The sequence below is a fragment of the Achromobacter sp. KK8 genome (assembly GCF_054188005.1).
Genome location: NZ_CM135178.1, coordinates 5,952,642 through 5,969,705, shown reverse-complemented (window position 1 = coordinate 5,969,705; position 17,064 = coordinate 5,952,642). Strand labels below are relative to the sequence as shown.

Genomic DNA, 17,064 nt, shown 5'->3' with positions numbered 1-17,064 from the left:
GGCGCGCGGCCCGCCGGATGCGGGTCGCGGCGCTCCCGGGCGCCGCCCGCGGGAGGCCGCCGGCGCGAGCGGCGGGGCGTCAGGCGTGGCGGCGCAAGGCGGCGACGAGGGTCTTGATGTCCAGCGGACGATCGAAATTGGCGGCATGGCGCGCGGCCAGCGTCAACTCGGCCGCCCGCGCCAGTTCGGCGTCGGACGGCGCGGCCGCGCCCAGCGCTTGCAGCGTGGTGGGCAACCCCACCTGTTCATACCACTGCGTCAGGGTGGCCAGCATGCCGTCCTGGCGCGCCTCCAGGTCCAGCTGCACCAGCAGGCCGACGGCCACCTGCAGGCCGTGCGGCGCGCTGGCCAGGCCGGCGATCTTCGGCAGGCCGCGCGTCAGGGCGTGGGCGATGGACAGGCCGCCGCTCTCGAAGCCCAGGCCGCTCATCAGGATCATGGCTTCCACCACCCGTTCGAAGGCGGGCGTGGGCTGGCCGCTGCCGGCCGCCGCCAGCGCGTCGGCGCCGTCGGCCAGCAGCGTGCGCAGGCAACCGTCGGCGATCAGCTGGGCCGTCAGCGGCGGGACGCCGTCGTACATGTTGCGTCCGCCGTTGCGGGCGCATTGTTCGGCTTCGAATTTCTTGGAGATGGCGTCACCCAGGCCGGCGCGGAAGAACGCCGCCGGCGCGGTGGCGATGACGGCGGTGTCGACCAGCACGATGGTGGGGTTGAACAGCATGTGCTCGACCGCCAGGAGGTTGTGATGGGCGTCGTACAGCACGTAGTTCTTGCTGGTGGGGGCATCGTTCGAGGCCACCGTGGGCACCGTGACCAGGTGGCAGTGCTCGGCCTTGGCCACCGCCTTGCCGGCGTCCAGCGCCTTGCCGCCGCCCACCGCGATCACCATGTCGACGCCGGCGGCCGCGGCCTGCGCGCGCAGCGCCGCGATCAATTCGGGCGTGATGTCGCCTTCGACCGGCAGGGCCGTCAGCGCCACGCCGTGGGCACCGCACAATGCCTCGATTCTCGGGCCCAGCACGCCCTGCACGTAGCGGTCGATGACCAGGGCGGCGCGGCGGCCGAACAGGGCGGCGTATCCGCCCAGCGCGTCGAGCGCGCCGGCTCCCTGGATGTAGCGGCCGGGAGCGCCGAAAATCTTCAGCATCGAGTCTTCCTATTTGCGAGGCCCGGGCGGGCGGTAGTCGAGTTCTTTTTCGCGTTCGACCAGCCAGTCGATCATGATCTTGCCGCCCCACACCAGGTCGGCCTGGATCGCCTTGGTGGCGGCTTCGGGGTCGCGCGCCTCCAGCGCGGCCAGCACGGCCTCGTGGCGGTGTTCGTCCTGGGAGTAGTCCAGCCCGGCCGTCTTGATGTGGAACACCTTGAGGATCGGGCCGGTGATGACCCAGAACGATTCCACGGTATTGCGCAGGATGGGCTTGTTGCTGGCTTCCAGGATGCCGAAGTGGAACTTGCGGTTCAGGTAGCTGGCGCGCTTGGGATCGGTCGAGGTGCAGGAGATGAAGTCCTTCTGCAGCGCGATCAGGTTGTCCAGTTGCTTGCGCGTGATGTTCCTGGCGGCCTCGGCCGCGCCCATGCCTTCCAGGTGGAAGCGGATCTGCTGGATCTCGCGCAGCTTTTCCGAATTGACGTAGGGCACGTAGACCGCGGTGGCGGCCTGCATTTCCAGGCCCTGTTCGCTGATGAGGCGGAAGATGGCCTCGCGCACGGGCGTGATCGAGACGCCCATTTCCTGGGCCAGCTCGCCAATGATGAGGCGCTCTCCGGGTTCGTACTGCCCGTTGATCAGGGCGTTACGGATCTCGTTGTAGACCTTGACGGAGAGGTTCTCTTTTTTTACCGGTTTAAGGCTGGGCATGACGGTCGAGGCTTGGGTTCGATGGAATGGCGGAGGCCGTGAAACGGCGCCCGGCTGAATTCTATCCCGCCCTGGCCAATTCAAGCGCGATGGGTATATTATATATCATATATTTTGATAAGCGAAGGAGACGCCATGCGCCAGGACCGGGGAGACCCAAGCGAAGACGAGGTCCGGATGCTGCGGGAAAAGGCCCGCCACATCCGGTTGGAAACCATCCGGCTGATCGAGATCGCCAAGGTCGGGCACTACAGCTCGGTCTTTTCGTGCGCCGAGATCTTTGCCGCGCTGTACTACGACGTGATGCGGCTGCGCCCGGGCGAGCCGGCCTGGCCGGACCGCGACCGCTTCCTGATGGGCAAGGGCCACGCCGCGGTGGGGCTGTTCCCGGTGCTGGCCGACCATGGCTTCATCCCGCATGAACTGCTGGACGGCTACACCCGCCTGGGCAGCCCGCTGGGCGACCACCCCGACATGACCAAGGTGCCGGGCGTCGATTTCAGTTCCGGCTCCATCGGCCACGCGCTCTCCAACGGCGCCGGCATGGCGCTGGGCGGCCGCATGAGCCAGCGAGACTTCAACGTGTTCGTGATGCTGGGCGATGGCGAGATGCAGGAAGGGCAGGTGTGGGAAGCGGCGTTGTTCGCCGCGCACCACAAGCTGTCGCGCCTGGTCGCCATCATCGACCGCAACGGCTACCAGCTCGACGGCAAGGTCGACGACGTGATCGGCGTGGAATCGCTGCGCGACAAGTGGCAGGCCTTCGGCTGGGAGGTGCACGAGGTCGACGGCCACGACCTGGTGGCGCTGACCGCGCTGCTGCGGCGGCTGCGCGCGGACGAGGCGCGCGAGCGGCCGGCCTGCGTCATCGCCAAAACCATCAAGGGTAAGGGCGTTTCCTATATGGAGACCGAACCCGGCTGGCATCTGGGCTACCTGGCGCCGCAGGACGCGCAGGCCGCCATCGACGAAATCATGACCCGCGAGATCTGAATGGCACAGGCACAGACGCTTTCCCCCGATTCCTGGCAGTACCGCGCGCTGAACGCGGTGAACCCCGGGCTGTCGTATCTTTCCGACGCGCTGATCGACCTGGCGCGGGCCGGGCATCCGGTGGTGGCCGGCTCGGCCGACCTGCAGTATTCCAACGGCCTGAACCGCTTCGCCTCGTCCTATCCCGAGCGCTACGTGCAGTTCGGCATTTCCGAGCAGAACATGGTGTCGGCCGCGGCCGGGCTGGCCACCACCGGCGCGATGCCGTTCGTGGCGACCTTTGCCTCGTTCCTGGGTCTGCTGTGTTGCGAGCAGATCCGCATGGACGTGGCCTACACCAAATTGCCGGTGCGGCTGATCGGCCATCACACCGGCATCAGCCTGGGCTTCTATGGCACCTCGCACCACGCCACCGAGGACATCTCCACCATGCGCGCCATCGCCGGCCTGACCGTGGTGTCGCCGGCCGACGGTCCGCAACTGGCCGCCGCCATCAAGGCCTCGGTGGACTGGCCCGAGCCAATCTACTTCCGCATCGGCCGTGGCCGCGATCCGCAGGTCTATGAGGACGGCGCGCCGTTCACGTTCGGCCGCGCCATCGTCCACTCAACCGGCAGCGACCTGAACATCATCGCTTGCGGCATCACGCTGCACGCGGCGCTGGAAGCGGCCGCCCGGATGCGCGAGGACGGCCTGTCGGTGGGCGTGATCGACATGCCCACCCTCAAGCCGCTGGACCGCGAGGCGGTGCTGGCGGCGGCCGGGCAGGCGTCCGTCCTGCTGACGGTGGAAGAGCACAATGTGATGGGCGGTTTGGGCTCGGCGGTGGCCGAGGTGCTGGCCGATGCCGGCAGCGGCACGCGGCTGCGGCGCCATGGCATCTACGACGAATACAGCCTGATCGCCCCGCCCACCACGCTGTACGCCCACTACCGGCTGGACGGCGCCGGCATCGAGGCGGTGGCGCGGGAATTGGTGCGGCGCTAGGACAGCATTGAAGGGCGCCCGGCGTGGCGCCACGACACGGAGACAGCAATGAAGGAAATCAGCGGCAACACCCGCCTGTTCGGCATCCTGGCCGACCCGATCTACCACGTCAAAACCCCGCAGCGCCTGAACGAGCATTTCGCCCGCATCGGCTTCGACGGCGTCTGCGTGCCGTTCCATGCGCGGCCCGACAACCTGGCCGAGGTGGTGGCCGGACTGCGGCGGCTGGAGAACCTGGGCGGCCTGATCGTCACCATGCCGCACAAGACGGCGATCCTGGCCCTGGCCGACGAGGCCACGCCGGTGGCGCGCAAGATCGGCGCGGCCAACGTGGTGCGGCGCGAGGCCGACGGCCGCCTGGTGGCGCACATGCTGGACGGCGAGGGCTTCGTGCGCGGCCTGCGCACGCACGGCGTGGCGCCCGAGGGCAAGAGCGCCTATCTGGCCGGCGCCGGCGGCGCGGCCAATGCCATCGGCTTCGCGCTGGCGCAGGCGGGCGTGTCGCGGTTGACGATTGCCAACCGCACGCCGGCCAAGGCCGAGGATCTTAAGGCACGCATCCTGTCGCTGCACCCCGAGGCCCGCATCAGCGTCGGCACGGCCGATCCGTCGGGCCACGACCTGGTGGTCAATGGCACCTCGCTCGGCATGAAACCGGACGACGCGCTGCCGCTGGACGCGGCGCGGCTGACGCCGGACCAACTGGTGTGCGAGGTCATCATGCAGCCGGCCGACACGCCGCTGCTGGTGGCGGCGCGGGCGCGCGGCTGCAAGGTGCACTACGGCGCGCCGATGCTGGCCGGGCAGATCGAGCTGATGGCGGAAATGATGGGCGTGGCGCCGGCCGCGCAGGGCTGAGGCGGCGACGGACGAGACGATGGGCGACTACGACTTCATTATCGCGGGCGGCGGCACCGCCGGCTGCATCCTGGCCAACCGCCTGACGGCCGATGGCCGCCACCGGGTGCTGATGCTGGAAGCGGGGCACGAGGCTCGCAGCATGTGGATCTCGATCCCGGCGGGCTTTTCCAAGCTGTTGGTGAATCCGGACTACAACTGGCGCTTCGCCACCGAGCCGGAGGACAACGTCTACGGCCGCACCATCGCCGTGCCGCGCGGCAAGGGCCTGGGCGGCTCGACGCTGATCAACGGCATGATCTACGTGCGCGGCCGGCCGCAGGACTACGACGGCTGGGAGGCCGCCGGCGCCACCGGCTGGGGCGGCGGCACCGCCGAGCGGGTATTCCGCAAGATTGAACGCTATGAGCCCGGCGGCGAGACCCGCGGCAAGTCCGGGCCGATGCACCTGGAGGAAGTGGCCGAGCGCTTTGCGCTGTCCGACGCCTTCCTGCGCGCGGCGCAGGAGGATGGCCTGCCGCTCAACCCGGACTACAACGCCGGCCGCCAGGACGGGGTCGGCTATTACCAAGTGGTGCAGCGCCACGGCCGCCGCTGGAGCGTGGTCGACGGTTACCTCAAGCCCGCCGCCGGCCGCAAGAACCTGACGGTGGAGTGCGGCGCGCACGTGACGCGGCTGCTGTTCGAGGGCAAGCGTTGCGTCGGCGTGGCCTACCGCAAGAACGGCCAGGAATTCACCGTGCGGGCGCGGCGCGAGACATTGCTGTGCCTGGGCGCGGTGCAGTCGCCGCAGTTGCTGGAGCTGTCGGGCGTGGGCAACCCCGCGCTGCTGCAATCCTTCGGCATTCCGCTGGTGCACGCGCAGCCGCAGGTGGGCGAGAACTACATCGACCACTTCGCCACGCGCATGAACTGGCGGGTCAGGAACACCGTGACGCTCAACGAGATGTCGCGCGGCTGGCGCCTGGCGCAACAGGTGGCGCGCTACTACACCCGCCGCAAGGGCATCCTGACGCTGGGCACGGGGCTGGTGCATGGCTTCGTCAAGAGCGCGCCGGACCTGCCGGCGGCCGACGTGCAGTATTTCTTCGTGCATGCCAGCTATGCCAACGCGGCCGAGCGCATCCTCGACCGCGAGCCGGGCATGACCATCGGCGTGGCGCAATTGCGGCCGGAGTCGGTCGGGTCGATCCACCTGAAGTCGGCCGATCCGCTGGCCGCGCCGTCGATCCGGCCCAACTTCCTGTCGGCGCAGATCGACCGCGACAGCCTGGTGGGCGGCATGCGAGTGGCGCGCCGCATCGTGCAGCGGCCGGCCATGCAGCGCTATATCGAAAGCGAGTTGAGCCCGGGGGCGGATGTGGACAGCGACGAGCAATGGCTGGACTTCGCGCGCCGCAACGGCCAGACCATCTATCACCCGATCGGCACCTGCCGCATGGGCGCGGATGCCGGCGCGGTGACCGATCCGCGCCTGCGGGTCAACGGCATTGCCGGCCTGCGGGTGGTGGACGCCTCGGTGATGCCGAAGATGGTGTCGGGCAACACCCAGGCGGCGGTGATGATGGTGGCCGAGCGCGGCGCCGAGATGATCCTGGAGGATGTTGCCGCGGTGTGAGGGCGGGTCGGCCCGCATGGGCCGGCCGCCTCGCGCTTTCAACCGTGCCGGCTGCGGTGCAGGGTCAGCTTGCCGATGCGGTCCCAGTCCCAGGCGATGCCCAGGCCGGGCGCGTCCGACGCAATGGCGCGGCCGTTCTCGATGCGCATGCCGTGCTCGGTCACCATGTCCAGCTGCGGGATGTATTCCAGCCAGCGGCTGTTGGGCACCGCGCAGCACAGCGCCACGTGGATCTCCATCAGGAAGTGCGGGCACACCGGCACGTTGTAGGCTTCGGCCATGTGCGCCACCTTGAGCCACGGCGTGATGCCGCCGATGCGGCCCACGTCCACCTGCACGATGGAGCAGGCCTCGCCCTGAAGGTAGTCCTTGAATTGCGACAGGCTGTAGAGCGATTCACCCACGGCAATGGGCAGGGTGGTGGACTGGCTCAGGCGGCGATGGGCCTGCACGTCGTCGGCGTGGATGGGCTCCTCGAACCAGGCCAGGTCCAGCGGCTCGAAACAGCGCGCGCGGCGGATCGCCTCGGGTAGCGAGAAGCCCTGGTTGGCGTCGGTCATGATGTCCCAGTCCGCGCCGACGGCGGCGCGCACCGCGGACAGCCGCGCCACGTCCTCGGCCACGTGCGGCCGGCCGACCTTGATCTTCGCGCCGCCGAAGCCGGCCTCGCGCGCCTTGAGCGCCTCTTCCACCAGTTGCGAGGGCGGCAGGTGCAGCCAGCCGCCCTCGGTGGTATAGAGCGGGATGTCCGACTTGGCGCCGCCCGCCAGCCGGTGCAGCGGCAGCCCGGCGCGGCGCGCGCGCAGGTCCCACAGCGCGGTGTCGATGGCGGCCAGCGCGATCGAGGTCAGCGCGCCCACGGTGGTGGCGTGCACGCGGTACATCAGGTCGCGCCAGAGCTGTTCGATGTCGTCGGCCTCGCGCCCCAGGAGCAGCGGCGCCAGGTGGTCGTCCAGCAGCCGGATCACGGACGAGCCGCCGGTGCCGATGGTGTAGCTGTAGCCGGTGCCGGTGACGCCATCGGCGTCGGTGATGCGCACGATCGGCGTTTCCTGGCGCTCGAAGCTCTGCACGGCGTCGGTGCGCCGGACCTTGGGCTGCAGGTCGACCTGCAGGATCTCGACGGAAGCGATGCGGGCCATGGGGTCTCCTGGGTCAGCCGCCGGCCTTGCCGACTTCCTGCGGCAGGTCGACGCCGTGGAACTGCTTGTAGATGGTGTTCAGTTCACCGCTCTTGAGATTGGCGCGCACCCAGCCGTCCAGCTTGTCCTTGAGCGCGGGCTCGTTCTTGCGCAGGCCGATGGCCAGCATGTTCAGGCGCATCACGAATTTCGATTCCATCTGCTTGGCCGGCGCCTTTTCGTTGATGGTGCGCAGCAGGGCGGGCGCGGTGGCGAAGATGTCGGCCTGGCCGCTGACCACCGCGGTGATCGAGGTGGCGTCGTCGTCGAAGCGGATGATCTGCGCGTCCTTGGGGGCGATCCGGGTCAGCTCGGTGTCGTTGGTGGTGCCGCGGGTGGCGATGACCTTCTTGCTGGACAGGTCGGCCGCGCTGGTCAGCTTCATGTCCCTGGGCGCGCCGACCACCGCCAGGATGGCGGCGTAGGGCGTGGAAAAGTCGATGACCTTCTGGCGTTCGGGCGTGACCGACATGCTGGAGATGACGATGTCGGCCTTGCCGGTCTGCAGGAACGGCACGCGGTTGGCGCCGGTGGTGGGCACGATCTCCAGCGTCACGCCCAGGCCCTTGGCCAGCAGGCGCGCGGTCTCGACGTCGGAGCCGGTGGGGTTGAGCGCGGCGTCCTTCATGCCGTAGGGCGGCACGCCCAGGTCGATGGCCACGCGCAGCTTGCCGGCCTTCATGATGTCGTCGAGCTGGTCGGCGTGGGCGGCGCCGGACACGGCCAGGCCGCCGATCAGGGCCAGGCCGGCGAAAGCGGCGCGCAGCCGCGGCGGGAATACGGACTTGTTCATGCGGGTTGTCTCCATTGTCGTTGTCATCGGGGCAGGGGGCGGGGCCGGCGGCCCTACAGTCCGCTGCCCAGGAACTGCCGCAGTTCCGGCGTGGCGGGGGCCGACAGCATGCTGGCCGGCCCCTGCTCCCAGACCTGTCCCTGGTGCATGAAGATGACCTTGTCGGCCACTTCGCGCGCGAACGCCATCTCGTGCGTGACCAGGATCATGGTCATGCCGTCGGCGGCGAGGTTTTCCATCACCTTGAGCACTTCGCCGGTCAGTTCCGGGTCGAGCGCCGAGGTCACTTCGTCGAACAGCATCACCTTGGGCTGCATCGCCAGCGAGCGGGCGATGGCCACGCGCTGCTGCTGGCCGCCCGACAACTGCTCGGGATAGGCGTCGGCCTTGTCGGCCAGGCCGACGTGGGCCAGCGCCTGCATCGCCTGTTCGCGCGCCTGGGCCGGCTTGACGCCCTTGACCGAGCGCGGCGCCAGCGTGATGTTCTGCAGCGCCGTCATGTGCGGGAACAGGTTGTAGCTCTGGAACACGATGCCGACATCCTTGCGCAGCGCGCGCAGGTCCAGCCCGTCGCGGTCGTGCAGCGCGTGGCCGCAGACGCGGATGGTGCCGGCGTCGGTGGTCTCGAGCCGGTCCATGCAGCGCAGCGCGGTGCTCTTGCCCGAGCCGCTCTTGCCGATGATGGCCGCGACCTCGCCGCGGTTGACGGAAAACGACACGCCGCGCAGCACGTGGGTGCCGCCGAAGCGCTTGTGGACCTGGTCCAGTTCAACGACGGGATGCATTGAGTCTCCTTTCCAAGGAACGGCTCCAGCGCGACAGCGGGTAGCACATGAGGAAGTACAGGATGGCGGCGCAGCCGAAATAGACGAAGGGCTGGAAGGTCGAGTTGTTGAGGATCTTGGCGTTGTAGGCCAGCTCCGGATAGCCGATCACCAGCGAGGCGATCGAGGTGTTCTTGATGATCTGCACCAGGAAGCCGACGGTGGGCGGGGTGGCGATGCGCAGCGCCTGCGGCAGCACCACCTTGGCCATGCGCTGCAGCCGCGACAGGCCCAGGCATTCGGCCGCTTCCCACTGGTTCTTCGGCACCGCCTGGATGCAGCCGCGCCAGATCTCGCCCAGGAAGGCGCTGGAATAGATGGTCATGGCCAGGCCGGCCGCGGCCAGCGCCGACAGCTCGCCCAGGCCGAACAGGCTGGGGCCGAAGAAGCACAGGCCCATCAGCACCAGCAGCGGCGTGCCCTGGATCACCTGGATGTAGCCGGCCGCGGCCGCGCGCAGGGCGCGGCGCGGCGAGACGCGGGCCAGCGCCAGCAGCAGGCCGGCCAGGCCGCCGCCGGCGAAGGTCCAGGCCGACAGTTTGACGGTGCCCCAGGCGCCTTCCACCAGATACCAGGCGTGTTGTTCGGGAATGAAGAAAGCCATGGCGCGTCCCCTACAGCGGCGTGCCGAGCTTGCGCCGGCGCGGGAACACGACCTGGGCCAGCAGCCAGAACCCCAGCCGCATCAGCCACGACAGCGCCAGGTACACGCCCCACAGCACGATGAAGACCTCGAAGTTGCGGTAGGTGTCCGACTGGATGCGGTTGGCCACGCCCAGCAGTTCCTCGGCGCCCACTGCCGACATGATGCTGGAGGCCAGCATCAGCAGCACGAACTGGCTGGTCAGCGACGGATAGACGCGTTCGACCGCCGGGCGCAGCACCACGTGCCAAAACACTTGCAGCCGCGACAGCGCCAGGCATTCGCCGGCCTCGAGCTGGTCCTTGGGGATGGATTCGATGCCGGCACGCACGATCTCGCAGGTGTAGGCGCCGATGTTGATCACCAGCGCCAGCACCGCGCCCGCCATGATCGGCATGGTGAGGCCGGCGCTGGACAGGCCGAAGATGAGGAAATAGGCCTGGATCAGCAGCGGCGTGTTGCGGATCAGTTCCACATAGCCGCCGGCCACGGCGCGCAGCCAGCCCAGGCGGCTGTTGCGCGCCAGCGCGCACAGCGTGCCGAGGATGAAGCCCAGCACGGTGGCGCAGAACGACAGCTTGACCGTGACCCACGCGCCCTGCGCGAGCAGGGGCCACTGTTCAAGCACCGAGGCGAAATCAAACGTGTAGTTCACCGTCTCGCTCCCTGGGGCCGCGTCAGGCCGCGCGGCTCAATGGCAGGCAGGACGGGCCGATCGGCTCGAACGCCTTGTAGGTGAGGATGAATTCGCGGTGGCCCAGGTCCTCGGATTTGCTGGGCGCGCCGTTGGCGACCGCGCGGACCTGGGCGTGGATTTCCTCGGCCACTTCCTGCAGCGAGCCGCGGCCCTCCAGGATGCGGCCGGCGTCCACGTCCATGTCCTCGCCCAGGGCGCGGTAGGTGTCGGGGTTGGCGCAGACCTTGATGACCGGGGAGACCGCCGAGCCCACCACCGAGCCGCGCCCGGTGGTGAACAGGATCACGTGCGAGCCGCAGGCGATCAGTTCGACGATCTCGGCGTTGTCGCTGATGTTGGGAAAGCCGAAGCGCGGTTCGCCGTCGGGCACCACGTCCAGCAGGTACAGGCCGCCGAAGGGCGGCACGTCGCCCGGCTTGATGATGCCGTCGATGGGCGAGGCGCCGCTCTTGGCGTAGGCGCCGAGCGATTTTTCCTCGATGGTCGAGAGGCCGCCGTCGGCGTTGCCTGGGGCGAAGCTGCCGTGGCCCATGATGCTGTAGTAGCGCGCCGCCTTGTTGACGCAGGCCACGATCTCCTCGCCCAGTTCGGGCGTGGCGGCGCGGCGCCGCATGTGGAATTCGCAGCCGACCAGTTCGCCGGTCTCTTCGAAGATACAGGTGGCGTCCTGCGCGATCAGCATGTCGAAGGCGCGGCCGACTGCTGGGTTGGCGGTGATGCCGCTGGTGCCGTCCGAGCCGCCGCAGATGGTGCCGATCACGAGTTCGTCGATGCCCATCGGCACGCGCTGTTGCCGCGCCAGGTCCTGGGCGGTGGCGCGCACCCAGGCGCGGCCCTCGGCCACGGTGCTGCGGGTGCCGCCGCGCTGTTGGATGGTGAGGGTCTGGACCGGCCGGCCGGAGTCGGCGATGGCCGCTTCCAGCTTGTGCTTGTTCATGCTTTCACAGCCCAGCGACACCAGTAGCGCGGCGCCGACGTTGGGATGGGTGGCGATGGCCGTCATCATGCGTTCGGCATAGGCGTTGGGGTAGCAGCCGGGAAACCCCACCAGGTGCACCTGCACGTCGCCGGCCAGGTCGCGGAAATCCAGCGCGATCTCGCGCGCCACGTGATGGGCGCATTCGACCAGGTAGGCGACGACGACCACGTTGCGGATGCCTTTGCGGCCGTCGGCGCGCGGATAGCCCTGCAAGGGCTGGGACAGATCGGTCATGGCGGAAACCTCAGTGCCGGTCGGTGAAGGCGCGGCCTTCTTCCAACGTGTAGGTGGGGGTGTAGTCGCTGTCGAGGTTGTGGGTGTGGATGTGGTCCCCGGCCGCGACGGCGGCGGTCAGGCTGCCGATGATGGCGCCGTACTTCAGGATCTTTTCGCCGGCCGGCATGGCGTGGCGCGCCAGCTTGTGGCCCAGGCCCAGCGGCGCGGCGATGACGGCGCTGCCGTCTTCGAGCTGCACGCGGGCGCCGGCGGGCAGGGCGTGGCGCACGATCAGGCAGTTGTCTTCGGGGGAGATCAGCAGGAGCTGAGGGTCCAGGGTGGCTTGTCTCGTCATGATTTTTGTGTGTTGATGTTTTGCATATAAAAGCAAGTTTCATATTCGTGGTCAACACACGTTTGCCCTTGAGTGAGGGAAAAAGGGTTGAAATTCGGGTAATTACTGAGTTGTTCGGCATGTCGCCGGCTTGCGGTGCGCCATAAATCCCGTATATTTGTTTTTATGAATGAAATTTAGTTTTCATAAGGCAAATGAGGGCGGCCATCCGGCCGGCACTCCAGGCCTATCCACCCACGGGAAGAGACATGACCCTACGTTTGCAGGACAAGCGGGCGCTGGTCACGGCGGCCGGCAACGGCATCGGCCGCGCCAGCGCCCTGGCCATGGCGCGCGAGGGCGCCCAGGTCTGGGCCACCGACATCAACGAGGCCGCGCTGGCCGATCTGGCGCGGGAGGCGCGCGCGGCCGGCCTGGACGGATTGCGCACCCGCGTGCTGAACGTGCGCGACGGGGCGGCCGTGGCCGACTGCGCCCGCGAGACCGGCGCGGTCGACGTGCTGTTCAATTGCGCCGGTTTCGTCCACGCCGGCTCCGTGCTGGACTGCGACGAGGCCGACTGGGACTTCAGCATGGACCTGAACGTCAAGACCATGTACCGCACCATCCGCGCTTACCTGCCGCTGATGCTCGAGCGCGGCGGCTCGATCATCAACATGGCCTCGGCCGCCTCCAGCGTGAAGGGCGTGCCCAACCGCTTCGTCTATGGCGCCTCCAAGGCCGCCGTGATCGGGCTGACCAAGGCGGTGGCGGCCGACTTCGTGGCGCGCGGCATCCGCTGCAACGCCATCTGCCCCGGCACGGTCGAATCGCCCTCGCTGCGCGAGCGCATCGCCGCGCAGGCGCGCCAGCAGGGCAGTGACGAGGCCGCGGTGCGCGCCGCCTTCGTGGCGCGCCAACCCATCGGCCGCGTCGGCCGGGTCGAGGAGGTCGCGGCGCTGGTGGTCTACCTGGCCAGCGACGAATCCGGCTTCACCACCGGTACCATCCAGGTTATCGACGGCGGCTGGTCCAACTGAGCCGCCGTCCCGCTTTGTTCCCTTTCAAGGATTCCGCATGAAACTCGTACGCTACGGCCAGCCCGGCCAGGAAAAACCCGGCCTGATCGACGCCCAGGGCGCGCTGCGCGACCTGTCGGGCGTGGTCGCCGACATCGACACCGCCGCCATCGCCCCGGCCGAGCTGGCCCGGCTGGCCAAGCTCGACCCCGCCAGCCTGCCGCGCGTGGACGGCGCGGTGCGCTACGGCTGCCCGGTCAACGGCGTCGGCAAGATCGTCTGCGTCGGCCTGAACTACGCCGACCACGCCGCCGAGTCCGGCCTGCCGGTGCCGGCCGAGCCGGTGCTGTTCCTCAAGCCCAGCTCGTCGCTGAGCGGCCCGAACGACCCGGTGATCATCCCGCGCGGCTCGGTCAAGACCGACTGGGAAGTGGAGCTGGGCGTGGTCATCGGCAAGAAGGCCTCGTACGTGGAAGAAAGCGAGGCCATGGACTACGTGGCCGGCTACACCGTGGTCAACGACGTGTCCGAGCGCGAATACCAGATCGAGCGCGGCGGCCAGTGGGACAAGGGCAAGGGCTGCGACACCTTCGCGCCGGTCGGCCCGTGGCTGGTGACGCGCGACGAGATCGCCGATCCGCAGAACCTGGACATGTGGCTAGAAGTGAACGGCCACCGCTTCCAGAACGGCAGCACCCGCACCATGGTGTTCGGCGTGAAGACGCTGGTCAGCTACATCAGCCGCTTCATGTCGCTGATGCCGGGCGATATCATCAGCACCGGCACGCCGCCGGGCGTGGGCCTGGGCCAGAAGCCGCCGGTGTACCTGAAGGCGGGCGACGAGATGCGCCTGGGCATCGCCGGACTGGGCGAGCAGCGCCAGGCCCTGCAGGCCTGGGTCCGCGCCGAATAAAATCGGGTTCCACTCCTTTGCCGCCGCCATGACCGCATCCAAGATTCCCGTTCCCGATCCCGCCACGCCCGAGGCCGACGCCGCGGACTCGCCGGGCGCGCAACGCTACGCCGCGCCCGCCCTGGAAAAGGGGCTGGACATCCTGGAGGCGCTGGCGGCCAGCCCGGCCGGCTACACGCTGGCCGAGCTGGCGCAGAAGATCGGCCGCAGCGTCAGCGAGATCTTCCGCATGGCGGTGACGCTGCAGCGGCGCGGCTTCGTGCAGGTCGACGACAACGACCGCTACACGCTGACGCTGAAGATGTTCGAGCTGGCGCACCGCCAGCAGCCGCTGAAATCGCTGGTGAGCGTGGCGCTGCCGTTGCTGCGCGAACTGGCCAACCGCGCGCGCCAGTCGTGCCACCTGGCGGTCTACCAGGCCGGCCGGGTGGTGGTGATCGCGCAGGTCGACAGCCCCGAGCGCTGGTCGTTCGGCCTGAAGGTGGGCGTGATGATGGGCCTGACCGACACGTCCTCGGGCCACGTGCTGCTGGCGTTCCGCGACGAGGTCGAGCGCACCCGCATGCTGGCCGCCCACATCAAGGTGGAAGGCGAACTGGAGTCCGACCCGGGCGAACTGTTCCCGATACTGGCGGACGTGCGCAAGAACGGCTGCGCCTGCATGCCCAGCCGCCAGATCCGCGGCATCACCAACGTCGCCTATCCGGTGATGGGCGTGGGCAACCAGGTCATCGCCGCGATCAACGTGCCGCACATCGAGCGCATCGACCGCAAGGAATCGCCCAGCATCGCCCAGGTGCAGGAGATCGTCGGCAACGTCGCCCAGCGGTTGTCGACGCTGATGGGGTATAGCGGTTATCTGCCGGAGCAGGCGTAGGCGAATGGGCCTTCGCGCTCCGCCGTCGCCCGCGTTGAACGCTGTGGTGGCCTGGCCGCCTACACCGCGTACACCACCCGGTGCGCCTCCGTTGGCAGCGGCAGGTCCCAGCGGTGCAGCATGCCCAGCAAGGTCTTGTTCGGCAGCGACGTGTCGCGCCGGGCGTTGCGCCGCAGCAGTTCGGCGCGCGGCTGTTCCAGGTACACCAGCTCGACCTCGGCGTGGTAGGCGTACAGCAGGTCCAGCGTCTTCTTGCGCATCAGCTGGCTGAGGTTGGTGGCGTTCCAGACGAACGGCCGCCGCTGGCGCAGCAATGCCTTGGCCCGGTCGATCGCCAGGTGCGCCACCTTGCCCTCGTTCTTGCCGTGCGCCAGGCCGAGCGCTTCGCGCGCGTCGTCGAACGACACCACCGGCAGGTCGGGGTGGTGCGCCGCCACCCAGCTGTTCTTGCCGCTGGCCGGCAGGCCCGCCATCACGATGACGCGCGAGCCGGGCTCCTGGAACAGGGGATAGTCCGGATGCACGTCGGCGCCGCGAAAGTAGCTGACGGCGGTGTGCGCATCGGCGAAGCGCCGCGGCTGGCCGTAGCAGTCTTCCTCGCGCGCGGCCTCGCGGAACAGCGCGATGTTGTCCAGCACCTGCCGCTGGTCGCGGCAGATGCGGCCGCGCATGTCGGCCTCGGCCAGCATCGCCAGCAGCGGAATGCTCAGTTGCCACGACAGTTCGCGCACGATGAATTCCACCGATTTGCCGCGGCGCGAGCCGGACAAGGCGAAGAACGGCACCTGGTGCACGGCGATCAGGCGGCAGATGGCCTCGCGCACGGCGAAGGGCACGCCGGCGTCCCACAGCGCGATGCGCGCGTCGATCGCGCCCCGGGCGGAATGGCCCGGTTGCGAAATTGCGCCGCTGACGGGATCGATCACCGTGGTGGCGTGTTTGGCGACGTCGTGCAGCAGCGCCGCCAGGAACACGATCTCCTGGTCGGCGCGGCTGGCGGCCTGGTAATCGGGCAGCGCCAGCAGCGCTTCGACCACCATGCGCGTGTGGGTCCAGACGTCGCCCTCGCCGTGGTAGCGCGGGTCCTGCGGCGTGGCCTTGGCCAGCTCCAGCGCCGGAAAGGCCGCCAGGCAGGCGGCGAAGTCCGGCGCCTGGCCGGCGGCGGGCGCCAGGGCCCGCAGTTGTTCGTAGTTCATGATGTCTCCCTGTCGCCGCGCAGTGTGTCCCAATCCACCCGCGGTCGCGGGGCGTACAGGTCGACGCCGGGCGCGAGCTGGTTGGGCACGTAGGGCTGCTCGGAATGATGTTTCTCGGATGCCAGGATGGCCTGGACGAAGTCGGCGCGCACCCACTTGTAGCGGCCCAGCGTCTGGCCGTCGGCCTCGACCTTGAGATACAGGCCTTCGGAAAGATCCGACTTGTCGCATTGCTTCCAGGCCAGCGCCAGGTCCAGGCCTTCGCGCCGCACCGTGGCCTCGAACGCGTCGCGCCAGCGCGCCGTCTTGGCCAGCGACGGCCGCAGCAGGGCCTTCAGGTCGGCCAGGCGCGCGGGCGCCAGGCCGTCGTACAGCACCGGCACCGACAGCACCGGGCCGCCGGCCAGCAGTTCGCGCCGCGCCGCGGTGGACAGGAACTGTCCGGTGCGGCGGTCGAGCACGTCGAACTCGAAGAAGTGGTGCGGCAGCGCGTCGTAGAACACCGAGTGTTTCTTCGACAGCGTTTCGCCGTACATCACGTAGCGGTCTTCGAGCCGTTGCAGCAGCCAGTCGGCGTGGGCCTGCGCCCAGGCCTTGATGAAATTGAACTGGCGCTCGCGCCCGCCGCCCACCAGGTAGTGGCCGCGAGATTGCAGCAGCAGTTCGCCCGCGGGGCTGAAACTGATGCCGGTGTTGGCGCCATCGAGTTTCTCTTCCACCACCAGGCGCAGGCCGCGCAGCTCGCGGTAAGGCACGTGGTCGTGGCCGTGGTCGCCTTCCTGCAGCCGCGAGCCTTCCAGGTGCGGGGTGCGGGGGTAGCGGAACAGTTCAAGGGATTGCGCGCAGGCGCGGAAATCCGGCGTCATGGGTCTTCTCCAGGAAAAGTGGGGAAGCCGACGACACGGTCTTGCGGGGAAGGGAAGCGAGGGGGGGATGTGTTGCGCGTTCCGGAACCGCGCCTGCCGCGGGTCGCGCTCAAGACCGGGAAGGTCGAGCCGCGTGAATGGACAGGCTGACCGCGATTACCGGAAGGTAGTCGTCGGCGTTTAGGCGAATTGACGAATGGCAGACACGT

General features: G+C 68.7%; 18 protein-coding genes. 7 read left to right on the top strand and 11 right to left on the bottom strand.

Annotated elements, in window-relative coordinates:
* Positions 1-79: 79 nt before the first annotated feature.
* Complete coding sequence (locus ACVN9Z_RS27370) at positions 80-1,147, bottom strand: glycerol dehydrogenase (protein WP_070540430.1); 1,068 nt, start codon at positions 1,145-1,147, stop codon at positions 80-82.
* 9 nt (positions 1,148-1,156) lie between these two features.
* The gene (locus ACVN9Z_RS27365) at positions 1,157-1,861 is read right to left on the bottom strand and encodes a GntR family transcriptional regulator (protein ID WP_006387160.1); all 705 of its coding nucleotides are present in this window, start codon (positions 1,859-1,861) and stop codon (positions 1,157-1,159) included.
* Between the two features lie 177 nt (positions 1,862-2,038).
* Here ACVN9Z_RS27365 and ACVN9Z_RS27360 point away from each other — a divergent pair, with 177 nt between their 5' ends.
* Genes ACVN9Z_RS27360 through ACVN9Z_RS27345 form a run of 4 tightly spaced genes read left to right on the top strand, consistent with a single transcriptional unit; the run spans position 2,039 to position 6,317 of the window.
* Complete coding sequence (locus ACVN9Z_RS27360; RefSeq protein ID WP_108914219.1) at positions 2,039-2,854, top strand: transketolase; 816 nt, start codon at positions 2,039-2,041, stop codon at positions 2,852-2,854.
* A complete protein-coding gene (locus ACVN9Z_RS27355; protein ID WP_458212875.1) occupies positions 2,855-3,841 on the top strand; it encodes a transketolase family protein in 987 nt (328 codons plus the stop codon). It abuts the gene before it with no gap.
* A gap of 48 nt (positions 3,842-3,889) precedes the next feature.
* The gene (locus tag ACVN9Z_RS27350) at positions 3,890-4,699 is read left to right on the top strand and encodes a shikimate dehydrogenase family protein (protein WP_020928769.1); all 810 of its coding nucleotides are present in this window, start codon (positions 3,890-3,892) and stop codon (positions 4,697-4,699) included.
* A gap of 19 nt (positions 4,700-4,718) precedes the next feature.
* A complete protein-coding gene (locus tag ACVN9Z_RS27345) occupies positions 4,719-6,317 on the top strand; it encodes a GMC family oxidoreductase (RefSeq protein WP_458212874.1) in 1,599 nt (532 codons plus the stop codon).
* 38 nt (positions 6,318-6,355) lie between these two features.
* On the opposite strand, the gene ACVN9Z_RS27340 is transcribed toward ACVN9Z_RS27345, so the two are convergent.
* From ACVN9Z_RS27340 to ACVN9Z_RS27310, 7 genes are read right to left on the bottom strand one after another with little or no spacing between them, the layout of a single operon-like run.
* On the bottom strand, positions 6,356-7,459 hold the full coding sequence (locus tag ACVN9Z_RS27340; protein WP_458212873.1) for a mandelate racemase/muconate lactonizing enzyme family protein: 1,104 nt from the start codon (positions 7,457-7,459) through the stop codon (positions 6,356-6,358).
* Positions 7,460-7,472: 13 nt separating this feature from the next.
* Positions 7,473-8,291, bottom strand: coding sequence for a transporter substrate-binding domain-containing protein (locus ACVN9Z_RS27335; protein WP_006387170.1), 819 nt, complete (start codon positions 8,289-8,291; stop codon positions 7,473-7,475).
* A gap of 53 nt (positions 8,292-8,344) precedes the next feature.
* On the bottom strand, positions 8,345-9,076 hold the full coding sequence (locus tag ACVN9Z_RS27330; RefSeq protein ID WP_024069776.1) for an amino acid ABC transporter ATP-binding protein: 732 nt from the start codon (positions 9,074-9,076) through the stop codon (positions 8,345-8,347).
* A complete protein-coding gene (locus tag ACVN9Z_RS27325) occupies positions 9,060-9,719 on the bottom strand; it encodes an amino acid ABC transporter permease (protein WP_006387172.1) in 660 nt (219 codons plus the stop codon). Before ACVN9Z_RS27325 ends, ACVN9Z_RS27330 begins: the two co-directional genes overlap by 17 nt.
* Before the next feature lie 10 nt (positions 9,720-9,729).
* On the bottom strand, positions 9,730-10,413 hold the full coding sequence (locus ACVN9Z_RS27320; protein WP_006387173.1) for an amino acid ABC transporter permease: 684 nt from the start codon (positions 10,411-10,413) through the stop codon (positions 9,730-9,732).
* A gap of 22 nt (positions 10,414-10,435) precedes the next feature.
* Positions 10,436-11,668 carry a UxaA family hydrolase gene (locus tag ACVN9Z_RS27315; protein WP_458212872.1) on the bottom strand — a complete coding sequence of 411 codons (1,233 nt, stop codon included), beginning with the start codon at positions 11,666-11,668 and terminating at the stop codon, positions 10,436-10,438.
* A 10-nt stretch (positions 11,669-11,678) separates the two neighbouring features.
* On the bottom strand, positions 11,679-12,005 hold the full coding sequence (locus ACVN9Z_RS27310; RefSeq protein WP_054431974.1) for a UxaA family hydrolase: 327 nt from the start codon (positions 12,003-12,005) through the stop codon (positions 11,679-11,681).
* 248 nt (positions 12,006-12,253) lie between these two features.
* Here ACVN9Z_RS27310 and ACVN9Z_RS27305 point away from each other — a divergent pair, with 248 nt between their 5' ends.
* From ACVN9Z_RS27305 to ACVN9Z_RS27295, 3 genes are read left to right on the top strand one after another with little or no spacing between them, the layout of a single operon-like run.
* A complete protein-coding gene (locus ACVN9Z_RS27305) occupies positions 12,254-13,024 on the top strand; it encodes an SDR family oxidoreductase (protein ID WP_458212871.1) in 771 nt (256 codons plus the stop codon).
* 37 nt (positions 13,025-13,061) lie between these two features.
* The gene (locus tag ACVN9Z_RS27300; RefSeq protein ID WP_024069772.1) at positions 13,062-13,916 is read left to right on the top strand and encodes a fumarylacetoacetate hydrolase family protein; all 855 of its coding nucleotides are present in this window, start codon (positions 13,062-13,064) and stop codon (positions 13,914-13,916) included.
* 28 nt (positions 13,917-13,944) lie between these two features.
* Positions 13,945-14,793: an IclR family transcriptional regulator gene (locus ACVN9Z_RS27295; protein ID WP_053498358.1), complete on the top strand. Its 849-nt coding sequence runs from the start codon at positions 13,945-13,947 to the stop codon at positions 14,791-14,793.
* Between the two features lie 59 nt (positions 14,794-14,852).
* Here ACVN9Z_RS27295 and ACVN9Z_RS27290 read toward each other — a convergent pair whose 3' ends face one another.
* Both ACVN9Z_RS27290 and ACVN9Z_RS27285 read right to left on the bottom strand, forming a co-directional pair.
* Entirely contained in the window at positions 14,853-15,989 is a 1,137-nt protein-coding gene (locus ACVN9Z_RS27290; RefSeq protein ID WP_054439939.1) for an AAA family ATPase, read from the bottom strand.
* Positions 15,986-16,855, bottom strand: coding sequence for an RNA ligase family protein (locus ACVN9Z_RS27285; protein ID WP_054443868.1), 870 nt, complete (start codon positions 16,853-16,855; stop codon positions 15,986-15,988). Before ACVN9Z_RS27285 ends, ACVN9Z_RS27290 begins: the two co-directional genes overlap by 4 nt.
* Between the last annotated feature and the right edge of the window lie 209 nt (positions 16,856-17,064).

Coding starts and splice junctions, on each gene's coding strand:
- ACVN9Z_RS27290 (WP_054439939.1), bottom strand. CDS start 15,989: ATGAACTACGAACAACTGCGGGCCCTGGCGCCCGCCGCCGGCCAGGCG.
- ACVN9Z_RS27365 (WP_006387160.1), bottom strand. CDS start 1,861: ATGCCCAGCCTTAAACCGGTAAAAAAAGAGAACCTCTCCGTCAAGGTC.
- ACVN9Z_RS27355 (WP_458212875.1), top strand. CDS start 2,855: ATGGCACAGGCACAGACGCTTTCCCCCGATTCCTGGCAGTACCGCGCG.
- ACVN9Z_RS27305 (WP_458212871.1), top strand. CDS start 12,254: ATGACCCTACGTTTGCAGGACAAGCGGGCGCTGGTCACGGCGGCCGGC.
- ACVN9Z_RS27295 (WP_053498358.1), top strand. CDS start 13,945: ATGACCGCATCCAAGATTCCCGTTCCCGATCCCGCCACGCCCGAGGCC.
- ACVN9Z_RS27325 (WP_006387172.1), bottom strand. CDS start 9,719: ATGGCTTTCTTCATTCCCGAACAACACGCCTGGTATCTGGTGGAAGGC.
- ACVN9Z_RS27345 (WP_458212874.1), top strand. CDS start 4,719: ATGGGCGACTACGACTTCATTATCGCGGGCGGCGGCACCGCCGGCTGC.
- ACVN9Z_RS27300 (WP_024069772.1), top strand. CDS start 13,062: ATGAAACTCGTACGCTACGGCCAGCCCGGCCAGGAAAAACCCGGCCTG.
- ACVN9Z_RS27330 (WP_024069776.1), bottom strand. CDS start 9,076: ATGCATCCCGTCGTTGAACTGGACCAGGTCCACAAGCGCTTCGGCGGC.
- ACVN9Z_RS27340 (WP_458212873.1), bottom strand. CDS start 7,459: ATGGCCCGCATCGCTTCCGTCGAGATCCTGCAGGTCGACCTGCAGCCC.
- ACVN9Z_RS27335 (WP_006387170.1), bottom strand. CDS start 8,291: ATGAACAAGTCCGTATTCCCGCCGCGGCTGCGCGCCGCTTTCGCCGGC.
- ACVN9Z_RS27370 (WP_070540430.1), bottom strand. CDS start 1,147: ATGCTGAAGATTTTCGGCGCTCCCGGCCGCTACATCCAGGGAGCCGGC.
- ACVN9Z_RS27315 (WP_458212872.1), bottom strand. CDS start 11,668: ATGACCGATCTGTCCCAGCCCTTGCAGGGCTATCCGCGCGCCGACGGC.
- ACVN9Z_RS27310 (WP_054431974.1), bottom strand. CDS start 12,005: ATGACGAGACAAGCCACCCTGGACCCTCAGCTCCTGCTGATCTCCCCC.
- ACVN9Z_RS27350 (WP_020928769.1), top strand. CDS start 3,890: ATGAAGGAAATCAGCGGCAACACCCGCCTGTTCGGCATCCTGGCCGAC.
- ACVN9Z_RS27285 (WP_054443868.1), bottom strand. CDS start 16,855: ATGACGCCGGATTTCCGCGCCTGCGCGCAATCCCTTGAACTGTTCCGC.
- ACVN9Z_RS27360 (WP_108914219.1), top strand. CDS start 2,039: ATGCTGCGGGAAAAGGCCCGCCACATCCGGTTGGAAACCATCCGGCTG.